Annotated in this window: 24 protein-coding genes; 1 reads left to right on the top strand and 23 read right to left on the bottom strand. The window is 64.4% G+C overall.

The features are described 5' to 3' along the window. Positions 1-26 precede the first annotated feature (26 nt). From AC0NIH_RS21435 to trbB, 11 genes are read right to left on the bottom strand one after another with little or no spacing between them, the layout of a single operon-like run. Positions 27-251, bottom strand: coding sequence for a DUF2274 domain-containing protein (locus tag AC0NIH_RS21435; RefSeq protein WP_473464769.1), 225 nt, complete (start codon positions 249-251; stop codon positions 27-29). Continuing rightward, positions 239-1,498, bottom strand: a complete 1,260-nt coding sequence (locus AC0NIH_RS21430) for a TraB/TrbI/VirB10 family type IV secretion system protein (protein ID WP_473464865.1) — start codon at positions 1,496-1,498, stop codon at positions 239-241. The genes AC0NIH_RS21435 and AC0NIH_RS21430 overlap by 13 nt, the downstream gene beginning before the upstream one ends. Further along, positions 1,495-2,634, bottom strand: a complete 1,140-nt coding sequence (gene trbG / locus AC0NIH_RS21425) for a P-type conjugative transfer protein TrbG (RefSeq protein WP_473464772.1) — start codon at positions 2,632-2,634, stop codon at positions 1,495-1,497. The genes AC0NIH_RS21430 and trbG overlap by 4 nt, the downstream gene beginning before the upstream one ends. After that, positions 2,631-3,314 (bottom strand): conjugal transfer protein TrbF, encoded by a 684-nt coding sequence (gene trbF / locus AC0NIH_RS21420; protein WP_473464775.1) that lies wholly within the window; start codon positions 3,312-3,314, stop codon positions 2,631-2,633. Before trbF ends, trbG begins: the two co-directional genes overlap by 4 nt. A 2-nt stretch (positions 3,315-3,316) precedes the next feature. Beyond that, complete coding sequence (gene trbL, locus AC0NIH_RS21415; RefSeq protein ID WP_473464777.1) at positions 3,317-4,678, bottom strand: P-type conjugative transfer protein TrbL; 1,362 nt, start codon at positions 4,676-4,678, stop codon at positions 3,317-3,319. Between the two features lies 1 nt (position 4,679). Continuing rightward, positions 4,680-5,075 (bottom strand): putative entry exclusion protein TrbK-alt, encoded by a 396-nt coding sequence (trbK-alt, locus tag AC0NIH_RS21410; protein ID WP_474025056.1) that lies wholly within the window; start codon positions 5,073-5,075, stop codon positions 4,680-4,682. Positions 5,076-5,085: 10 nt separating this feature from the next. Next, positions 5,086-5,844 (bottom strand): P-type conjugative transfer protein TrbJ, encoded by a 759-nt coding sequence (gene trbJ / locus AC0NIH_RS21405; protein WP_473464782.1) that lies wholly within the window; start codon positions 5,842-5,844, stop codon positions 5,086-5,088. Further along, entirely contained in the window at positions 5,841-8,294 is a 2,454-nt protein-coding gene (gene trbE, locus AC0NIH_RS21400) for a conjugal transfer protein TrbE (protein ID WP_473464784.1), read from the bottom strand. Before trbE ends, trbJ begins: the two co-directional genes overlap by 4 nt. A gap of 14 nt (positions 8,295-8,308) precedes the next feature. Continuing rightward, entirely contained in the window at positions 8,309-8,605 is a 297-nt protein-coding gene (locus AC0NIH_RS21395; RefSeq protein WP_473464787.1) for a VirB3 family type IV secretion system protein, read from the bottom strand. Next, positions 8,605-8,898, bottom strand: a complete 294-nt coding sequence (locus tag AC0NIH_RS21390; RefSeq protein WP_473464867.1) for a TrbC/VirB2 family type IV secretion system protein — start codon at positions 8,896-8,898, stop codon at positions 8,605-8,607. The genes AC0NIH_RS21395 and AC0NIH_RS21390 overlap by 1 nt, the downstream gene beginning before the upstream one ends. A 35-nt stretch (positions 8,899-8,933) precedes the next feature. Further along, positions 8,934-9,950 (bottom strand): P-type conjugative transfer ATPase TrbB, encoded by a 1,017-nt coding sequence (trbB, locus tag AC0NIH_RS21385; protein WP_473464789.1) that lies wholly within the window; start codon positions 9,948-9,950, stop codon positions 8,934-8,936. Positions 9,951-10,223: 273 nt separating this feature from the next. Here trbB and AC0NIH_RS21380 point away from each other — a divergent pair, with 273 nt between their 5' ends. Beyond that, on the top strand, positions 10,224-10,709 hold the full coding sequence (locus tag AC0NIH_RS21380) for a hypothetical protein (RefSeq protein ID WP_473464792.1): 486 nt from the start codon (positions 10,224-10,226) through the stop codon (positions 10,707-10,709). A 22-nt stretch (positions 10,710-10,731) separates the two neighbouring features. Here AC0NIH_RS21380 and AC0NIH_RS21375 read toward each other — a convergent pair whose 3' ends face one another. The 12 genes from AC0NIH_RS21375 to AC0NIH_RS21320 form a co-directional block, all read right to left on the bottom strand. After that, the gene (locus AC0NIH_RS21375) at positions 10,732-11,034 is read right to left on the bottom strand and encodes a hypothetical protein (protein WP_473464795.1); all 303 of its coding nucleotides are present in this window, start codon (positions 11,032-11,034) and stop codon (positions 10,732-10,734) included. A 285-nt stretch (positions 11,035-11,319) separates the two neighbouring features. Beyond that, a complete protein-coding gene (locus AC0NIH_RS21370) occupies positions 11,320-11,499 on the bottom strand; it encodes a hypothetical protein (RefSeq protein ID WP_473464798.1) in 180 nt (59 codons plus the stop codon). Between the two features lie 98 nt (positions 11,500-11,597). After that, on the bottom strand, positions 11,598-12,275 hold the full coding sequence (locus tag AC0NIH_RS21365) for an XRE family transcriptional regulator (RefSeq protein ID WP_473464800.1): 678 nt from the start codon (positions 12,273-12,275) through the stop codon (positions 11,598-11,600). Between the two features lie 349 nt (positions 12,276-12,624). Beyond that, positions 12,625-13,080, bottom strand: coding sequence for a CopG family transcriptional regulator (locus AC0NIH_RS21360; protein WP_473464803.1), 456 nt, complete (start codon positions 13,078-13,080; stop codon positions 12,625-12,627). A gap of 7 nt (positions 13,081-13,087) precedes the next feature. After that, complete coding sequence (locus tag AC0NIH_RS21355; RefSeq protein WP_473464806.1) at positions 13,088-15,070, bottom strand: conjugal transfer protein TraG; 1,983 nt, start codon at positions 15,068-15,070, stop codon at positions 13,088-13,090. Between the two features lie 27 nt (positions 15,071-15,097). Then, positions 15,098-16,837, bottom strand: a complete 1,740-nt coding sequence (locus AC0NIH_RS21350; protein WP_473464808.1) for a relaxase/mobilization nuclease domain-containing protein — start codon at positions 16,835-16,837, stop codon at positions 15,098-15,100. A gap of 21 nt (positions 16,838-16,858) precedes the next feature. Further along, positions 16,859-17,017 carry a hypothetical protein gene (locus AC0NIH_RS21345; protein WP_473562696.1) on the bottom strand — a complete coding sequence of 53 codons (159 nt, stop codon included), beginning with the start codon at positions 17,015-17,017 and terminating at the stop codon, positions 16,859-16,861. Between the two features lie 63 nt (positions 17,018-17,080). After that, positions 17,081-17,854, bottom strand: coding sequence for a lytic transglycosylase domain-containing protein (locus AC0NIH_RS21340; RefSeq protein ID WP_473464810.1), 774 nt, complete (start codon positions 17,852-17,854; stop codon positions 17,081-17,083). A 3-nt stretch (positions 17,855-17,857) separates the two neighbouring features. Continuing rightward, entirely contained in the window at positions 17,858-18,193 is a 336-nt protein-coding gene (locus AC0NIH_RS21335) for a DUF736 domain-containing protein (protein WP_473464813.1), read from the bottom strand. Between the two features lie 69 nt (positions 18,194-18,262). Beyond that, positions 18,263-18,808 (bottom strand): S26 family signal peptidase, encoded by a 546-nt coding sequence (locus tag AC0NIH_RS21330; RefSeq protein ID WP_473464816.1) that lies wholly within the window; start codon positions 18,806-18,808, stop codon positions 18,263-18,265. After that, positions 18,805-19,293, bottom strand: a complete 489-nt coding sequence (locus tag AC0NIH_RS21325) for a DUF2840 domain-containing protein (RefSeq protein ID WP_473464818.1) — start codon at positions 19,291-19,293, stop codon at positions 18,805-18,807. The genes AC0NIH_RS21330 and AC0NIH_RS21325 overlap by 4 nt, the downstream gene beginning before the upstream one ends. Next, complete coding sequence (locus tag AC0NIH_RS21320; protein WP_473464821.1) at positions 19,290-20,450, bottom strand: replication initiator protein A; 1,161 nt, start codon at positions 20,448-20,450, stop codon at positions 19,290-19,292. Before AC0NIH_RS21320 ends, AC0NIH_RS21325 begins: the two co-directional genes overlap by 4 nt.

The following is a 20,450-nucleotide window of genomic DNA, read 5'->3' as shown; positions in this document are numbered from 1 at the left end:
CCCGGTTCGCCTCAGTGGTCCGGTTTCTAACCACCGTTCGAACGCTTTGCCCTGGCAAAGCCCCGATCCGTCGCGATGAACCTTTCCAACATCGCAACGATGAGGCGCGTCGCGTCGGCGGGCCGTTGTCCCGCGTCGCGGCCGAGTATCTCGGCATAGGCGGTCAGGTCACGGTGCAATGCCGCGGGGAGTTCCACCATCACCTTGACAGGTTTGTCGTCGGCAATCGGGCCCAGTTTCAGCTTGGCCATTTTTTCCAGCCTCCGTAAGGTTCAAGCACGAGATCGCGCGTGACGATGACGCGCACCGGGAATCCCGGTCTGATGGTGAGCGTCGGCGCTATGTTGAGCTGCCGCTGGACGATCTGCTGGCCCGTCTGGCTGATGCTGTCGGAGGCGCCCTGGCGCAAAGCGCGCAGGATGTCGCTCTCCTGGCCCGATGAGCCAGCCTGCGCCCCGATGCTCAGGACCGTGGAAAGTGCTGCAGCCTTGAAGAGCTCGCCCCAGTGGTAGTCGACGCCATCCTCGAGGCCAGCATAGCCCTCGGCGTCCGCGCCGGGCTCACGTTCCAGGACGATGGAGCGACCGTCAGGAAAAATCAGCCTGGTCCAGACCAGCAACACGCGACGCTGGCCGAAGCCGACGCCATTGTCATACTGGCCAAGGAGGCGCGTGCCCTGCGGAATGAGAAGAATGTGGCCGGTTGGGCTGTCATAGACATTCTCCGTTACCTGCGCGGTAATCTGGCCCGGCAGGTCGGAGCGAATGCCGGTGATGAGGGCGGCTGCGATGACGGCGCCCGCCTGCAGGACGTTCTTCGATGCCGGCGGCGCGACGCGATCAGGCGAGACGGTACGCTTGTCCGGCGTCTGATCGAGGAATGCGAGCTGGCGGTCCTGCGCCGAGGGCGTCGCGGGCGGCGCGAGGCCAAGACTGGCGAGATCGGTCTGTGGCATGGCGTCTGTCGCGGCTCGGGCGACCGTTGCGTCACTGGCGGGCCGTGTTTGCGTGGACGCGAACAGACGCGCGGTCCTCGCCGCTTCCAGCTCCTGTTCCCGGCGCTGCTGCTCCGGGTCCGGTCCAACCAGGCCGGTCGATGGCGCGGGGCCGCCATTCTGTGCGGCGAGGATCGGGCGGCCGAGATCGCCGGGAAGCGGTGGGCCAAGTTTTGGAACGCCCGCATAGTCCTTAGGCAGGCCGGCGAGCCCATCGGGCGTCGAACGGTTATCGGTTGAATACAGCTCCTGCCCCTGGCCTTGCTGACGGTTCTGCAGCGCATAAAGCAACGCCCCGCCGACAGTCAGGCTGGCGGCGAGCCCCAATCCGGCCAGCGCCTTGCGGGACAGACGCGTCACGCGCGGCGGCTCGGCGCGCAGCCGCATGGCCGCGGCCGGCTCGCCCGTCAAAGGCCGGGGGTCATCCTCGACCGGTGTGTCCGGCCGGGCGTCATTCGCTGGCCCCCGGTCTTCTCCCTTCCCGGGGTCGAATGTGTTGCTCACGATGACGACCCTCCCCTGCCAGTTCGGAGGTACGTCGCAGGCGGGCTCGTACCAGGGCCACGCATCCATGAAAATCGACTGCTCTTCACCCCATCGGTGCGGGAGACGCGGACGCGCTTCTGGTTCTTGCCGGCGCCGAAACGCAACTCGGCGGCGGCAAACAGCCGGTCGACGATCATGTAGTTGCCGCGGACGCGATAGTTCACCAGTTCCGACGTGTCGCCTTGCGGCCCGACCACGAAGAGTGGCGGCATCTCGCCCTGGCCGATGCCTCGCGGGAACTCGATGAACACCTGCTTGCCATCGTCAAAGGCGCGCAGCGGCCGCCACGGTGCGCGATCGCCCGTCACGTCGTAGCGGAAATTGACGCGAGAAAGATCGATGCCCGTCGAGACCGGCTGTGCGGCTTCAGCCTCCTGGTTCTGACGGCGCAAGGCAATGAGTTGGTCCTGCGGGTATTGCCAGGAAACCGATGCCATATAAGTGGACGGCGTCGAGCGCAGTTCCATGTGGTAGGTGCGCCGATCGGTATTGATGACGAGATTGGTTATCAGTTCGGCGCGCGTGGGCTTGACGAGGATATGGACCTGCTTGGCCCCGCCCGCACCGCTCTCGGTATCGCCGATGATCCAGCGCACGGTGTCGCCGGCGGCGACGGGACCGGAGCCGACGAGCTGCTCGCCGGGCTGGAGCGCGATGTCGGTGATTTGCCCCGGCGATGCGTAGACCTGATAGAGCGCGCCATCGACGAACGGATAGACCTGCATCGAGTTGATGAAGCCATTGCGCACAGGCTGAACGCGCGCTGCGGCGTTGGCCAGGTTCACGCGCGCGGCCGGATCGGTCGGTTCCGGCTCGGGCTTTGCGCCCTTGCCGACCGGCTTCAACTGGCCGGGAAGAGGCAGCGGCTTTGACAACTCGACCACCTTGACGGGCGGGGGCGGATCGACGGCTTGCACCGCCGGGATCGGATCGTCATAGGAAATCTCCGGCGGCTTCTGCCTGGTGGCACAGCCTGCAAGCACCGACGTGCAAAGCAGAAATGCTGGAAAGGCTATCTTGCGGATAGCCGGCACTGCGTGGATGAGGAAAGTTGGACACCCCCGTAGGGCGGCCTTGAAGAGTGCGGGGGTCATTGTCCAAGCTCCTTCGACCAGTTGATGGCGTTGATGTAGATGCCGAGCGGGTTCTTCCTCAGTGCGTCGGCGTCGCGCGGGGGCTGCACGACAATTGTGAGGATCGCAGACCAACGCTCCGTCGAAGCGAGGGAACCGTCCTGATAGCGGCGTTCGACCCAGGCGATGCGGAAGCTCACCGGGGATGCGCGGATGACCGACGACACGTCGACCGCGACCTGTTGTTTGCCGACCTTGGTGAACGGGTCATTGGCGCGCGCATAGTCGTTGAGAGCCAGCGCCCCGCCCTGCGTCGCGAAGTCGTAGGCGCGCAGCCAGTTCTGCCGCACAATGACCGGATCGGCGGGGATAGACCTCACCTGTTCGATGAAGTGCGCCAGGTAGAAAGCGATCTGCGGATCATTGGGCTGATAGTCGCCGACCGCGGGGGCGACAGCCTGCGCCTGGCCGAGACGATCGACCTGCACCACCCAGGGCACGATCGAGCCGTTGGCGGATTGCCACACGAGCGCGGCGGAGAACCCGGCGGCGAGCGCCAGGCAACCGAAGGCCATGTAACGCCAATTGCGCGCCTGCACGCGAGCCGAACCGATGCGCTCGTCCCAGACCTGTGCAGCGCGTTGGTAGGGCGTCTCGGGTTGTGGGGATCTGCCGTAGTGCGTGGACGGTCGTTTGAACATGCTTAGTCTCTTTCAGAGAGGTTGATCGATGAGCCGCCGCCATGGCTGTCGCCACTGCGAACGGCGTGGGCGGCGGCCTGGACGCCATGGGTCATCTGTTGCGAGCGCTTCATGCGCTTCGCCCAGGCGGGCTGACTTTCGGCTACGGAAGACGCGACCGGAGCGGAGCCGGCTTCGCCGGTGTCCGCGCCGATTGTGCCAGCGGTGGATGATCCGCCCGTCGTCTCGAAGGCCGCGCGAGCGCCGGACTGGTAGCTGTGCTTCATGCTGCCTGCCGCATTATTGGACGCGCGCTTGAGCGGTGAGATGGCACCCTGGGCGCCGGCGCTGATGACACCGCCGAGCCCGGATGCGACGCCGGAAAAACCAGACTCTCCGGCCGCGCCGAGATTGTAGGCTGTGGATGCCCTGCCCGCGGTCGCGGCACCGCCACGGGCCGCCGCTGCAGCACCGCCGTTGACAGCCGCGCCGCCGGACATCACGGCGCCGGCGGCCGCGGCGCCCACTGCTCCCATGCCGCCGGCGGCGAGCCCGGCGCCGACCGCCGCGCCCGCGCCGAGTTGCGGGCCGCCGGAGACGAGACCGGTGGCAATACCCGGTCCAAAGATGCCAAGGCCGAGAAGCGACAGCGCGGCCAGCACGATCGCCATGGCATCGTCGATCGACGGCGTGTTGCCGCCGAAGCCTGCGGTGAACTCGGAAAAGAGGGTCGAGCCTATGCCGATGATGACGGCGAGCACCAGCACCTTGATGCCGGACGAGATGACGTTGCCAAGCACGCGCTCGGCCATGAAGGCGGACTTGCCGAACAGGCCGAAGGGGATCAGCACGAAACCGGCAAGCGTCGTCAGCTTGAACTCGATCAGCGTGACGAAGAGCTGGATCGCCAGGATGAAGAAGGCCAGCAGCACCAGCGCCCAGGCGAAGAACATGCAGGCGATCTGGATGAAGTTCTCGAAGAAGGACCAATAGCCCATCAGGTTCGAGATCGAGTCCAACAACGGCCGTCCGGCGTCAAGCCCGGTCTGCGCCACCTTGCCCGGGCGCATGAGGTCGTTGACGGTAAAACCCGTACCCGAGGCCTTCAGGCCAAGCCCGGCGAAACTTTCGAAGACGATGCGGGCGAGATTGTTCCAGTTGGAGATGAGATAGGCAAAAACCCCGACGAACAGGGTCTTCTTGACGAGGCGAGCAATGATGTCGTCGTGCGCACCCCAGGACCAGAAGAGCGCAGCCAATGTCACGTCGATGACGATCAGGGTTGTGGCGATGAAGCCGACCTCGCCGCCGAGCAGGCCGAAGCCGCTGTCGATGTAGCGCGTGAAGACTTCGAGGAAATGGTCGATGACGCCCATGCCGCCCATGTCAGCGGGCCTCCGGCCGAGGCGGCTCGACCTGCATCGCGGGAGCGGTCACATCCGTCCCCTGCCCTTCCTTCCGGGCGGCCGACGCCGCCACATTTGGAAACAAGGTTGTCGGCGCCACCGGAGCAGGCGCGGTTGCCGCGCCACGTTGACCGAGAAACCGGCGCCGGCCTTCTGCCCATGCTTTCAAGCAACCGGGATCGCGGGGGCCGGCCTCGCCGAGCCCGGAACAGCGGCGCAAAACGGCCGCGAGCGGGTCTTGTGACGCGACGGAGGGATCCCGTGTCGCCGGGGCGCCGGGCTCAACGTCCTTTCTGCTCATCTCGATTGCGGTCACTGTCAAAGCGACCGCGATGAAGACGACTGCACTGACACTAGCGAAGATCTGGCCATCCATCGCGCCGGCCTCAGTTCTTGCCTTGGAACATCTGCGCATTGCCGGGCTGGTAGCCCGAGCCCTGCGTCAGGAAGCGGCGGCGCTGCTCCCTTCCCTGCTCGGCGGCGGCGGCCTGTTCGGCCGATTGCAATGCCTGCGCCCGACCGTTGGCGGCAACCACAGCGGTGAGATCGGCGAGTTGCTGCACTTGGAGCGCGAGGAGCTGGTTGCCGGCCTGTGCTGCCTGAAGCGCGCCCGTCGCACCCTGGCTCTGGCCGACCAGCGCCGACATCTCGTTGCGATTGGTGTCGATGTTGCCAACGACGCCCGCCTGCACACGCATGGCATCCTGAAGGCCACCAACCGTGTTGCCCCAGCGCGAGCGCGCGTCGGCAATGAGTTGCTGATCCGAAGCCGACAGCGAGACGTTGCCGTATTTCTGCTGGAAAGCCTGATCGATCTGCTGGACGTCATAGGCAATGTTCTGCGCCTGGCCGAGCAATTGCTGCGTACGCTGCACCGACTGCTGGAGCTGTTGCAGCGAGGAGAACGGCAGGCTCGCGAGATTCCGGGCCTGGTTGATGAGCATCTGCGCTTCATTCTGAAGCGAGGTGATCTGGTTGGTGATCTGCTGAAGCGAGCGCGCTGCCGTCAGGACGTTCTGCGTATAGTTCGAGGGATCGAAAACGATCAACGCCTGTGCGGGCGTCGCCAGCATCGGCGAAAGCGCGGCGGGGGCGGCAAGCAGGGCGGCAGCGAACCGCACGGCAAGTGAACGGCGCATTTTCATTGGGATTTCTCCTTATTGGTGGGGGCGGGGCTGGCTAGTGCGGGAACGAGTTCGGCGGCCCAGGCGACGCCACGGTGGTTGAGCCACGCGGCGAGGAAGCCGTCGCGGCCATGCTCGGCGACGATGCGGGCGATCGCGGCCTGGTCGGTCTTGGCGGATACAGCGCAGAGCGCGAGTGCCACATCCGACAGGCCGAGCTCGAACAGCCGGTTGCCGCGACGGGACTGGCAGTAGTAATCGCGCTTCGGCATTGCGCGGGCTATGATCTCGATCTGCCGGTCGTTGAGGCCGAAGCGGCGATAGATCGATGTGATCTGCGGCTCGATGGCGCGCTCGTTGGGCAGGAGAAGCCGGGTCTGGCAGCTCTCGATGATTGCCGGCGCGATCGCCGAGCCATCGATGTCGCTGAGTGACTGCGTGGCGAAGATGACGCTGGCGTTCTTCTTGCGCAGCGTCTTCAGCCACTCGCGGAGCTGGCCGGCAAAGCCGTCATCGTCCAGCGCAAGCCAGCCTTCGTCGATGATGAGAAGGGTTGGCGAGCCATCAAGCCGGCCCTCGATGCGATGGAAGAGATAGGACAGGACCGCGGGCGCAGCACCCGTCCCGATCAGCCCTTCGGTTTCGAATGCCTGGACCGACGCCGATCCGAGATGCTCGCGCTCGGCATCGAGCAACCGGCCGTAGGGACCTCCAACGCAATAGGGGCGCAATGCCTGCTTGAGATCGTTTGATTGCAATAGCACGGCCAGACCGGTGATCGTCCGCTCCTCGACGGGCGCGGACGCCAGAGAGCTCAACGCCGTCCAGATATGCTCCTTGACTTCAGGGGTGATCGTCACATTCTCGCGCGTCAGGATCGCCACGATCCAGTCTGCGGCCCAGGCGCGCTCGGGGACATCATGAATGCGGGCGAACGGCTGAAGGCTAACGCTGTCGATCGCCCCATCGCTGAGATCGCCGCCGAGATCGTGCCAGTCGCCGCCCATGGCGAGCGCCGCGGCGCGGATCGAGCCGCCGAAATCGAAGGCGAAAACCTGTGACCCTGCGTAGCGGCGGAACTGCAGCGCCATCAGTGCCAGGAGCACGGACTTGCCGGCGCCGGTCGGGCCGACGATCAGCGTATGGCCGACGTCACCGACGTGAAGCGAAAGCCGGAACGGGGTCGAGCCTTCGGTCTTGCCGAAGAGCAGAGGGGGCGCTGCAAAATGCTCGTCCCGTTCCGGCCCCGCCCACACCGCGGAAAGCGGAATGATGTGGGCGAGATTGAGGGTGGAGATGGGAGGCTGACGGACGTTGGCGTAGACATGACCCGGCAGACTGCCGAGCCACGCGTCGACGGCGTTGATGGTCTCGATCATCGCCGTGAAATCGCGGCCCTGGATGACCTTTTCGACCCGGCGCAGTTTTTCGTCGGCGATGCCGGGATCATCGTCCCAAACCGTCACCGTCGCGGTGACATAGGCCATGCCGGCATAGTCGGCGCCGAGTTCCTGCAGCGCCATGTCGGCATCGGCGGCCTTGTTTGCGGCGTCGGTGTCCACGAGGACAGACGCCTCGTTGGTCATCACCTCCTTGAGGATCGCGGCGACCGATTTGCGCTTGGCGAACCATTGACGCCGGATCTTTGTCAGCAGCCTGGTCGCATCGGTCTTGTCGAGCAGGATCGCGCGTGTCGACCAGCGATACGGGAAGGCCAGCCGGTTCAGTTCGTCGAGCAGACCCGGCGTGGTCGCGGTCGGGAACCCCGTGACGGTCAGAATGCGCAGATGCGACGCGCCAAGCCGCGGCTCAAGACCGCCGGTCAGCGGCTGGTCGACCAGCATGGCATCGAGATACATCGGCGTTTCGGGAACGCGGACACGGTGGCGATTGGTCGAGACGCAGCCATGCAGATAGGTCAACGTCTCGGCGTCATCGAGCCAGCGGCACTCCGGCATGAAGGCTTCGACAAGGCGCAGGACGCGGTCGCTGCGGTCAGTGAACCCGGTCAGCACCGCATTGGGGTCGAGGCCCTTCTTCTCGCGGCCTTCGTAGAGCCAGCTTTCCGCACGGGCGGTGTCTTCGGCGGGCGCAAGATAGGTGAGCGTCAGGAAGTAGCTGGACTCGAAGTGCGCGCCGGCCTCCTCGAAGCCCGCCTTTCGCTCCGCATCGACCAGCGTCGAGGCCGCATCCGGAAAGTGGCTGTCGGGATAGCGGGTCGAAGCATGGCGCTGCGCCTCCACGTAGATCGCCCAGCCGGACCCCAGACGGCGGAAGGCATTGTTGAGCCGGCCGGCGACGGCGACCAGTTCGGCCGGAACGGCGCTGTCGAGATCGGGGCCGCGGAAACGCGCGGTGCGCTGGAAGCTGCCGTCCTTGTTGAGGACGATGCCGGCGCCGACCAATGCCACCCAGGGCAGGAAGTCGGCGAGCCGGCTGCTACGGTTGCGATATTCGGCAAGGTTCATCATCGTTGCGACCTCGCTCAGATCGTGAGATGCGCCGGGATGCGCAGATGCCGGCGAACGACGTCGGCGAAAAGCGGATCGCGCTTGGCGGCCCAGACGGCGGCAACATGGCCGATCGCCCAGATTGCGAGGCCGACCAGCCACAGACGCAGTCCCAGCCCCACGGCGCCCGCGAGCGTCCCGTTCATGATGGCGATGGCGCGCGGGGCGCCGCCGAGCAGGATCGGCTCGGTCAGCGCGCGGTGCACGAGGACCGTATAGCCCGGCACTGCATAATCGGGCATTGGGCCGCCCTGTTCGACCGAACCCGCCATCAGATCAGCGCTCCGCCGCCGAACGAGAAGAATGACAGGAAGAAGCTCGACGCCGCGAAGGCGATGGACAGGCCGAACACGATCTGTATGAGCCGGCGGAATCCGCCCGACGTGTCGCCGAAGGCGAGTGTCAGGCCGGTGACGATGATGATGATCACCGCCATGATCTTGGCGACCGGGCCTTCGATCGACTGGAGTATCTGTTGCAGCGGCTGTTCCCACGGCATCGACGAGCCGGAGGCAAAAGCGGGCGCGACCATCACGAGGATGAGCGTGGGAACGGAAACGGTCATGGTGAGACGATGACGCGCGAGGCGCAGGCGTTGGATCACGGATTTTCTCCTTCAGGGCTTTGGATGAGCAAGGTCGGGCTGTCGTCGCCCTCGTGGACGGCTGGAGCGACCCGGTAATCGCCGTCCGGGCGAAGGCCATCGACACGGGCGAGTTCGGACAGCCGGCGCGCGGAGCCGCGGCCGGAAAGGACGGCAATCAGGTCGATCGTTTCGGCGATCAGAGCGCGTGGAACCGTGACGACGGCTTCCTGGATGAGCTGTTCCATCCGTCGCAGCGCGCCAATGGCGCTGCCTGCGTGGATCGTGCCGAGGCCGCCGGGGTGGCCGGTGCCCCAGGCCTTCAGCAGTTCGAGCGCCTCGGCTCCGCGCACCTCGCCGACCGGAATGCGGTCGGGGCGCAGGCGCAGCGATGAACGAACGAGATCGGAGAGCGAGGCGACGCCGTCTTTCGTTCGCATCGCCACGAGATTTCGCGCGGCGCATTGCAGTTCGCGCGTATCCTCGATGATGACGACGCGATCGGCAGTCTTGGCCACTTCGGCCAGCAGCGCGTTGATAAGCGTTGTCTTGCCCGTGGATGTGCCACCCGCAACGAGGATGTTCGCGCGGTTGGCAACGCCCTGGCGCAGCGCGTCCGCCTGCTGCCCCGACATGATCCCGGTCGCGACATAATCTTCAAGGGTGAAGATGGCGACGGCAGGCTTGCGGATCGCGAAGGCAGGCGCCGCGACGACGGGAGGAAGAAGCCCCTCGAACCGCTCCCCTGTCTCGGGCAGCTCGGCCGAGACGCGTGGGGCGCCGGCATGGACTTCAGCACCGACATGATGAGCAACGAGGCGAACGATGCGCTCGCCGTCCGCCGCCGACAGGCGCTCTCCCGTGTCGGACAACCCCTCGGACAGGCGATCGATCCACAAACGTCCATCGGGGTTGAGCATTACTTCGACGATGCCCGCGTCGTCGAGATAGCTCGCGATCGCCGATCCCAGCGCTGTGCGCAGCATGCGTGCGCCGCGCGCCAGACCGTCTGAATTGTGAGGCGAAGCTGCCATCCTGTCCCCGTTTCGATCCGGGGAACATGGGCGGCCCCTGGACGGGGATGATTAAGAGAGCCGCATCTCGAGTGGTTTCAACACCTATATCGAGGCGTAGTGGCGTAGCGTGCAAATACAGGAGATTGGCGGTGCCGCTCGGCAATCAAGGCTGACGAACTTGAGGCAAATCCGTTCCAGAGAGCGTTGAGCTAGGACAACATTTGCTGACGTTGGGTTGGCGTGGGATGCTTACTACCGCAAACGGTGCCCTTCTACATTGCGTAAATGGTGATGACAGAACACAACTATCCAGGAGAGCTGGCCTCCCCGCAGCAGATCCATGAACTGGCCGAAGAGTACCGCAAGGCGGCAACCCTGCTCCTTCAGCTCGGCCGATCAGGCAAGCCGCTTACTCGGGCGCCGTTCAGACTCTCCGCCATCCACGCGATCGAACTCTATCTGACCGCGCTTTTGCTCCACCGCGGGCACAATCCCAATCAAATCCGGAAGATGCAGCACAACTTGGCGGAGCGGACGGAGCGCGCCCTGGAAGTGGGGCTGCGCCTTCGCGCGAAAACCGCCAATCATCTTCAATCCCTCAGCCAGAATCGGGAATATCTCGTCACCCGCTACGGCCCGGAACTGGCGGCAACCACCTCGCAGATCAACCGGCTTACCGCCACCCTCGAAGAGGTGGCGGTAAAGGTTACCCTTTTGATCGCGCCGTCCTCAAGAACGGTGCAACAGGCTGACGCGGCCGCAACTGACAAGGTCTGAGCCGATTATCGCCTTGGGGCGTTCAAGGCTGCGGTTCGGCGGCCTCCCTGTCTGCCTCATCCGCCAGACCAATGACATGATGCACCAGAAATACATCGACGTAGTAGGCAACCTCGTCGCGCGGCATCGGCAGCTTGTCGACTAGGTCGGTGGCCAGCCAACTGTCGATGTAGTCACCGGCATCCCAAAGGCTTCGGGTCAGTTCCTCATTGTTCGGTTCAATCCGCTCAATAACACGCTCGAACGCGGCGTTGGCGGCGTCGATCAGTACAGCGCGGTCGGCCCCTGCAACCGGCAGGGACGCAATAATGGCATTGGAATCCATGAGAGGATCATCCTTCTTGGAGTGGCGTTCTGTGACATCAGCCTGTCGGTCGCCATCCCGACGGTGGTTCTTAGTGTGGTGGCCAATCAGGGCGCCAGGCGCCACCTTATGCTCACATGCGCATAAGCAGGATACGCAGGAATTTCGCAGATGCAATCCCAGCACTGAAATGCGAGCTCGCCGCGCCTGCAGTCATAGAGACAGCAGGCACCTTCAATGCCGCCTACACTCTCGTACGGGTGGCGAAGTTGCTGGCGGTACCAACATGAGCGCGCCGGCGAACTGTCAGGTGATCGGCCGCTGGCGCATCGTCGAGGTGCCGATCTTTGGGATCGCGGCTATCTCGACCTCGGTGGACCCGCCACTATCACCATCGGAGCCGATAGCCGTGGTGAGATCGCGCTTCGCGTCGCTGCGAACCCCAGCTGCGAAATTGTCGCCGTAGGTCTGACGAAGGGTGTCCATCGTCGTGTTCCCGTGCTTTCTAATCCTACCGTCCTGGTCGCCGTTGGGCCCATCCAAACCTGGACAATCAACTGTCCGCTCGTCGGCAAGCCGCCTGATCAAGCGGCCTCAGCACGAGTTGACCGTCGAGGCTTGTGGCGAACCACTACGTCGACCTTGTAGTCGAGCCGGTCCAGACAGCGAACCAGCCTGTCTATTGAAAACTTAGCCGTGCGCCCGGTGACGATCGCGGAGACGTCGGGCTGTTTCATTCCGAGCAGTTCAGCCGACTTCGCCTGGGTCAGGCGCCGGCGCTTGATAATGGCGCGGATCTCGCGGGCCAGCTTGGCCTTGAGCAATTCCTCCTCGGGATTGTCAAAGCCGAGGTCCGCAAACACGTTGCCGCTGCTCACTTCGGCGGTGATGTCTTCTGTCATGACCTTGATCCTTTCGCGGTAGTGCGCCTCGGCCGCCTTCAATCGCACTGTCACGAGATCGATTTCGTGCTTGGGCGTCTCCCTGCCCTTCTTCGACTTCTTCTGGAAGCAATGAAGCACGTAGATCACCCCGGCAAAGCGCACCGCATAGACGGCCCGGTAGGTATCTCCGTCGAAGTCGTCGACCACCTCGAGGATGCTGCGGCCCCCAAACCCTTTCAGGGCTTTGGCAGCCGGGTGCTCCTCACCATTCTGGGCATCGTTGATTGCGACACCCATCAACCGGCGAACTTCGACCGGAAACTCGCGCAGGTCGGCCTTCGACGACCCCATCCATACAGCGGGCTTTTGGTTCTTCATTCTCCCCCTGCCTTATAGCATACAGACTATAATTTCAACGACGAATCCCGACACCGCTTGGCCGTCGAAAATAGCCGATTCGGGTGAAAACGGCTGTTTTTCGAAGTGATCGTGGAAGCTCTTGAAGAGCGTGGTCCTTCATGTTGACGGGATCTTAAATTTGCGGAGTTCGCGCCAGGTCCGTCCCGTGGTTGCCACAGCGCTCATGTGCTTCCCGTGAAGCGACCCCACCCTGCGGCTGCAAACTCAGCAGGTCGGCAAAGCGTGATCTATGACAACAACACATCATTCCAACGCCTTGATCTTTCTGCCATATCGATGCGGGCAAGATCTCATTCCGCCCGTCCATTTAGCCCACTGGCCTGCCGGGCTGGAGTGTGTCCGGGCCGCTATCGATGTCCTCGGAAATTTCCTGTCGAAGCTTTGGACCTTTCGCCAGGCGCCGGCCGAGGGCGGTGACAAAGGCATCATAGCGCTCGGCCGCTTTGGCGTGGGCAGCCTGGGCCGCAGGCTCTGGCAAAGCTGGCGTTGTCGCCAACCAGAAGCGGACGAAGACGGCGAGCGTCTCCACCGCAATTCCAACATCGCGCTCCTGGCGTGCCGTACGGCGATCGAGTTGATCGAGCCGTTTGGTGATCGCCGCCTCCTGTCGCTCGGCGGCATCGGGTGAGAGGAACGATTCGATCGCCGCCTCCGCGACGAGCGATCGCGAAAGATCTCGGCGTGCGGCATGTTCGGCGAGCCTGGTCATGACCCTCGGATCGAGATAGACGGACAGGCGTTGTTTGCGGGGTGGCTTTGCCATCGGAGCCTCACATATCCACACCGTCGCCGGGATCGAGCGACGCCTGCCGCGCAATGCCTTGCATGAGGCGCGTCAATCGACGATTGCGGGCAACACTGTCTTCCACGTCGTCCTGGTGATCGATCTCGAATTCGTTTTCGATCGCAGGCTTCGCGACCAACTCGACGCGACTGAGCTCAGGTTGCCGACGACGTTCGGAATCAGTTTGGTCCTCATCCGCTGCCGACGGCGCCGACATGGCTTCGGCAATTCGGGGACGGGAAGGCAGAGGCAGTTTGGTCCAGTCGTCGGGCCTCCCCTCCGCGGCCGCCACCAACGCCGGAGGCGGCAGGATACGCTCCTTGAAGCGTGCATCCTCATGATAGCGCGCCTTTTTGGCGCGGATCGGCGGCGCACCCGAGACCATGACAATCTCGTCGGTGGCAGGCAGCTGCATCACTTCACCCGGCGTGAGCAGCGGGCGAGCCGTCTCCGAGCGGGAGACCATGAGATGACCAAGCCACGGCGACAGCCGGTGGCCGGCATAGTTCCTCATGGCCCTCATCTCGGTCGCTGTTCCGAGCGCATCGGACACGCGCTTGGCGGTGCGCTCGTCGTTGGTGGCAAAGCTTACCCGGACGTGGCAGTTGTCGAGGATTGAGTTGTTAGCACCGTACGCCCTCTCGATCTGATTGAGGGATTGAGCGATCAGGAAGCTTTTCAGTCCGTAGCCGGCCATGAAGGCGAGCGCCGACTCGAAGAAGTCGAGACGTCCAAGGGCCGGGAACTCGTCGAGCATCAAAAGCAGCCGGTGCCCTTTCGCCCTCACCTGCAGATCTTCGGTCAAACGGCGACCGATCTGATTGAGGATCAGGCGAATGAGCGGCTTGGTCCGGTTGATGTCGGACGGCGGCACGACGAGGTAGAGTGTCGTCGGATGCTTGTCGTCGACAAGATCCGTGATGCGCCAGTCGCAGCGGCGCGTGACCTCGGCCACGACAGGATCGCGATAGAGGCCAAGGAACGACATGGCTGTGGAGAGCACGCCAGAGCGTTCGTTGTCGGATTTGTTCAAGAGTTCTCGGGCGGCGCTGGCGATGACCGGGTGCGGACCGCCCTCACCCAGATGCGCCGTTTTCATCATCGCAGACAGCGTCGATTCGATCGGACGCTTTGGATCGGAGAGGAAACCGGCAACGCCGGCAAGCGTCTTGTCCGGCTCGGCATAGAGAACATGCAGGATCGCGCCGACCAGCAGAGCATGGCTGGTTTTCTCCCAATGGTTTCGCCGCTCGAGCGAGCCTTCGGGATCGACCAGGATGTCAGCGATGTTTTGCACGTCGCGGACTTCCCATTCGCCGCGACGCACCTCGAGCAGCGGGTTGTAGGAAGAGGATTTCGGATTGGTGGGATCGAAGAGCAGGACCCGGCCATGCCTGGCGCGGAAGCCCGCGGTGAGCTGCCAGTTTTCGCCCTTGATGTCATGGACAACGGCTGAACTCGGCCAGGTCAGCAGCGACGGGACGACAAGGCCGACACCCTTGCCCGAACGTGTGGGCGCGAAGCACAGCACATGCTCCGGCCCGTCGTGGCGCAGATAGGCACCGTCATATCGTCCAAGCACCACACCATCGGGTTCGAGAAGGCCAGTTGCCTTGACCTCCTGCTTGTCGGCCCAGCGGGCGGAGCCGTAGGTCTCGACCTTCTTGGCCTCGCGTGCCCGCCAGACCGACATGCCGATGGCGACGGCGACGCAGGCGAAACCGCCGGACGCCGCAATAAAGGCGCCCTCCACGAAGATCGACGGCGCGTAGGCATCGAAGCCATACCACCACCAGAAGAAGGACGGCGGAAGGTAAAACGGAAAGCCGAGGACATGGAACCATGGCCTGCCAAGCTCGGGCTGGAATGCCAGGCGCCAGGCTACCCATTCCGTCGCGCCCCAGGTCGTAAAAAGTACGATCGCGAAGACCGCGAGGATCTGGCCCCAGAGTATCTTGGTGGCGGACATGGAAGCGGTCCTTTCTTCAACATGAGGTCAGAGGCCGAGGCCTCGCTTGCGGGCAAAACTCCACTCGATGCCGATGTCATTGCGAGCGACGCCAGAGACGTGGCGGCCAAGATGCTTTTCCAGGGACGGCGTCCAGGGCACCAGTTGGAAACCGAGGCCATCATCGATCATGGCGAATCGGCCGGAGGCGAGCAGGAAGCGTTGCCGGTAGGAACCGGCGACGAACTCGCCGCCGCGGGCGCGGTTGAAAGGCTGGCCGGTTTCGGCCGAGAGCTTTTGCCCGAGCGCCTCCACCTCGCGACGACGCAGCGTGTCGATCAGGTTGGGCGTGAACCTGACGCGTTGGCCATGCCGCTCGCCGAGACCCCGGTCGACGAGATGGTCGGCACGGCGCTGCATCGCGCGCCGCACCTCGGCGCCGAAGCCACCTTCCGAGAGTGCAATCGGTTCGCGGGCGATATTCTGACGGTCGAGCCAGGTCGCGCCGGCGGCCGTGACCTGCCGCTCAATATCGAGATCGGAACGGACAGCGAGCGCCACGCGCCCCTTCCCCTTCGCGTCATGGAACTTGCGCAGCTCGACGATCGAACCCGGAACGCTGTCGCCGGCTGCGTCGAGGTCGGACAGCTTGACGTGATGTGTGCGGCCATCGGTGCCATCGACCACGGCGTAGGCGCTGCCCTTCAGCTCGTCATCAAGGCCGCGGTCGACCAGCCGACCGACGATCGGCGTATCGAGGCGCTCCGCCGCCAGCACATAGTTGGCCGAGCCGCGCTCGATGCCCTGTTCGGACAAGGCACGGTGCATCCGCTTGATGATGTCGCCGCGTTCGCCAAGCTCACGCAGCGTCGCCTCGGCCTTGTCGTCGATCATCCACTGGCCCGGGCCGACCTGTTCGGCAAGACCAAGGGTTTCGAGCTTGCGCACCCGCCCGACCTTCAGCACCTGATACTCGTCGGGCTGGGCGTTCGCGGCGGTGGCAAGGTCGATGACGCCTCGGTCGCGCCCGTTGCGAACAAGCTGCCGGTCAAGCTGGGTCCAGCGCTCGGCTTCGACCTGGCGCTGCAGATTGCGATGGATGTCGAGATCGCTGCGCGGGCCGAGCTCCTGGGTAACGAGATCGGCCGCACGGGCGCGCATCCCCTCCTTGATGTAATCGCGGGAGATCACGAGATCCTGCCCGTCATCAGTTTGGCCGCGCAGGATGATGTGGAGGTGGGGGTTGTCGGTGTTCCAGTGATCGACGCCCGCCCAATCGAGCTTCGTGCCGAGGTCCTTTTCCATCTGGCCCATCAGGTCGCGGGCGAAGGATTTGAGATCAGCCATGTCGACGGCGTCTTCCGGCGAGACGATGAAGCGGAAGTGGTGCCGATCGTCGCCGCACCGCTCGGCAAAAGCACCGCCATCCACCTCCCCGCCTTCCGGCCCGAACAGCCTTGCCTTCTCCCCGTCACGGGTGACGCCCTCGCGGCGCAGGTAGGTGAGATGGGCGGCAAGCGGGGCGCCGCGCGCGTGATGGCGCACCAGCCGTGTCTTGATGATCACGGTTCGCGAGCGTCCGGTCAGGAGACGATTGGCGCGCACGCTGGCCGAGCGACCGCGCCCGAAGGTCGAGCGATTGCCGGGACTGATCCGGCCGGAGCGAGAGATGCGGGCGCCGGCCTTCCGGGCGGCCGCAAGCGCCTGCGCGATGAAGGGCCTGGCACGCTGGGCGCTGGGCGAGCGGATGCGGCCGGGCCGGATACGGAAACCATCCTCACCGTTCATGGCGAAGATCCGTACATCGTGTCAAGCCACGGAAATCACAGGCAAATCGGTGTTCTGGCGCGGTGCGCCAAATCTTCGCACCTCGTGGAAATGCTTCATAACCCATTGAAACAACACAACCGACCGACGCCGCACCTCGCGGCCTTTTATCTCGCCATCTTCCGGTTGTTCTGCCCACATTCCGCCTCCATCCACGCCACGGTGCGCTGGAGCTTGCGGTTGCGCGAAAACGCCCATGCGCGCTCATGGCTGGATCCCTTCGCCCGCTCGCGCCACGAAGAGGCCTCCGGACAGCGGCACGATGGCGGAGACATCGCGCACGATGGGTGCAGAGCTCGCGTCACTTGGTGGTCGTTCGGTCGGCACGAGAGCGACAGCTTGTATGCGATCCGGCTGACCTACGAAGAGCGAGCCGTGCTTCCAGGGAATGGCCTCGACAGACGTGACGGCGAAAGGGCGGGTGGTCGCGCGGCCTCCGACAAGCGGGGCAAGGGCTGCGACATAGGCGCGGGTCTCGGCCGGTAACGGACGGCCAGTGAGGTAGGCTTCGTAGCGTGCAGGCCCGGCGTTGTAGGCGGCCAGAAACCCCGGCGAACCGTAGCGATCGTGCAGTTCGCGCAGATACGCCGTTCCAGCCATGATATTGTCGCGAGGATCGAACGGATCGCGCCCAAGCGACCAGCGGGCGCGCAGATCATCCCATGTGCCGGGCATGATCTGCATCAAGCCGCGGGCACCAGCGCTGGAGACGGCGCGCGCGTCACCCCCACTCTCCTTGCGCATGACGGCGCGTATCCACGCGGTCGGAACGCCGAAGCGGTGCGAGGCTTCTGCGATATGCGCGCCGAACGGATCGCGCTGCGACGACCGCGCGAGGACCAAGTCCTGCGCCAAGGTCGCCGCCGGCATGGCGGTCGCGACGGACAGGCCGCAAAGGAGGAAGAGAGCCATGCGCCGGGCCGCGCGAAGCGGCCCGGGCGCACCGTGATGGCTCGTCGACGGACGGCGATCGCGCATCGGTCAATCCTTCTCGCTGCGGTCGCGCGGGCGCGACCAGTGTAGCGACCAGGACGACTTGTCGTCGCCATTGCGAAAAAGGTTCGCGCGTATCGGCTGCGCGAACGTCGGGTCGTCGAGCTGGATCGAGACATAGTCTCCGGCCTTCTCGCTGGAGCGTTTCCAGCCGGCGCCGATCTCGGGGCCGTCATCGCTTCCGGCGTGAACGCGGTAGTCCGGCGCATTCTCCGTTTCGCTCGCCTCTGCCGCCACGATGGCGATATCCAGGTTGAGGCTGAGCGTGTGGATGCGCCCGCTATAGCCAGTCTTCTGGCGCGTGAATTCTCCGATCTGCTGCATGTCATGCTCCTGTTTTCGATGGTGCGGTGATGATGGCTGGCGGCACGACGCGCGCCGCCGGTCGCGCGCTCACCGCGTTGACGCGCGCCATTCGAAGCGGCCGTTGCCGCCCTCGTCCGTCCACAGCGGGATGGCGCGGCCGATGATCTGGCTCGTGGAGAGGAGGCCGAAGTAACGGCCGTCGAGGCTGTCGCGGACCTGCCAGTTCATCAGGAAGACTTCGCCGGTCGGGATGCGGCGGCAGCCCTGCCAGACAGGCAGGTCACGGCCGGCCAGATCACGCTCGAGCGCCACGCCCGCCTCGACGCCATCGACGGTGATGGTGAGGTTCAAGCGACAGACACGTTGCCCCGAAACGCCAAGGATGCGCTTCAAGAGTGGCACGCCCCTCGGCAGATAGCCGCGATCAGCGAGGAACGCGGCGAGTGGCTCAGGCGCGTCGACGGCGACAAGATCGGTGACCTCGAAAGGTCCGTCGAAGTCGATCGTGTAGAAGCCGATCGGTGCGCTCGCCGACGCATTCCAGATGAGCTTCGTGGGCATCGAAGTGAGGGCGGGATAGCCGACGCTGATGGTTGCGACAACGCTGGCCAGGATGATCGCGGCGCGCGTCACGGCTCGGTCCCCTTGCGCAGCAGGAAGGCGCGATGCTGGTCGAGTGTGTAGCTGCGCGGCTCCTGGCCGGCGGTTATCCGGTTGTGGATGTGCCGCCAATGATCGGGCGACACCAACTCAGGGTCGATGTCGAGGCGCTGGATGGCGTCGATCGCCTGCAGCACGCGTTCGACCTTGGGCCAGCTCTCGACCTTCAGAAGGATGTCGCCGCCGGGGCGCACGAAGGGCAGTGTCTGATAGGCATCGCCACGTGCGACCGCACGCACGATATCTATGCGTGAGATGATCGTTCCAAAATCGTTCGCGGCCCAGCGAACGAGCGCGAAGACCGCGCCGGGGCGATAGGACAGGATGCGCCGGCGACGATCAACGATCTGTTCCTTGGCGTGGGTGCCGAAGCGTATCCAGTTCTCAATTTTCTTCTCGACCCAGGTCAGTTCGACATGGACGAGTTCGTCGCGAGCGTGGTGCGTGGCGGCGATCATCGGGTGGCTCCCGAGCGCGGATCAAGAGGCGGATTCGGGGCTTCGGAGACGCTGGTTGCCGTGCTGCTGCCGTCAGAAACCGATGGCGCATTCGAAGTCTTGTCGGTGTCTATGCTGGGTGCGTCGCTGGTTCGTCGGATGAGCCTCTGCACATCGCGCGCGCTCTCTTCAAAGTTAGACTCTGGGTTAGATTCTAAGTTAAGGGCGCGATTTCGGCTTTGCTTCCCTAGGGTTAGATCCCGTTTGGGTTCCTGATAGCACGAGCCTGCGGTTCCCGATGGCACGACAGGTCCGGTTCCCGATAGCACGAGGCCGTCCACAGGCCTTCCACAGGAGCCGATCCGCTCGAAGGCGAGCAGCGTCCGGCCGCCCATCTCCACTTCGAGGAAGAGCGTGTAGCCGGGCAGCGGCTGGCGGCGGATGATGTCGCGCAGCTCGAAGGCAAAGCGCTTGTGGGGCGACAGGCTGCCGGATTTCTGGTGAAGATGACGGAAGTCGAAGCGCCAGCCGTCGCGCTGGCGTCCGCCATGCTTGCGCACCAGCCGATATAGCCAGCGCTCCAGCCCGCCGGTCAGCTCGAAATAGGCGCGATCGATCGTCAGCACGAGCGCGTCATCGAGGACTGCCTGGTAGAACCAGTCGGGGACGATCAACTCGATCCCCGCGGGTTTGCCATGGCGATCGATGCGCTCCTGCCACTCGTTGATCCATGAGAACCGGTGACGCCTGCCCTCGGCGGGCTGACGGATGGTCGTCGAGACGGTGGTCGACTGCAGCCGGTCAAGCGCCGCCTTCAGGCGTTGATAGTCGCGCAGGCTCTTGCCGCGGCCGACGAAGGTGAGAATCTCATAGGGCGTGGCGGCCATCAGGCGCGAGGTACGAAGCCCGGTGTCGCGCGCCTCGACGATCTGGCTCGCGGCCCAGATCAGGATGTCAGCGTCCCAGATGGTCGCCATCCCATGATCGGGTACGGCTTCGACCCGGATCGTGACGTTGCCCGCTGCAAAATCGATCGGGGTGACGCGATGGGTCTTGGAAAGGGAGAAGAACGGATAGGCCATGAGATCCTGCGCGTCTCGTGGGGCGAAGTCGCCAGGCAGCGCCCGGAATAGGTCGAGTTGCCCGCGCTCCGAAAGGGATTGGTTTCGCGAAACCAT

This window comes from Mesorhizobium sp. WSM1386 (assembly GCF_055901595.1).
This window is presented reverse-complemented; position numbering and strand designations above follow the sequence as displayed.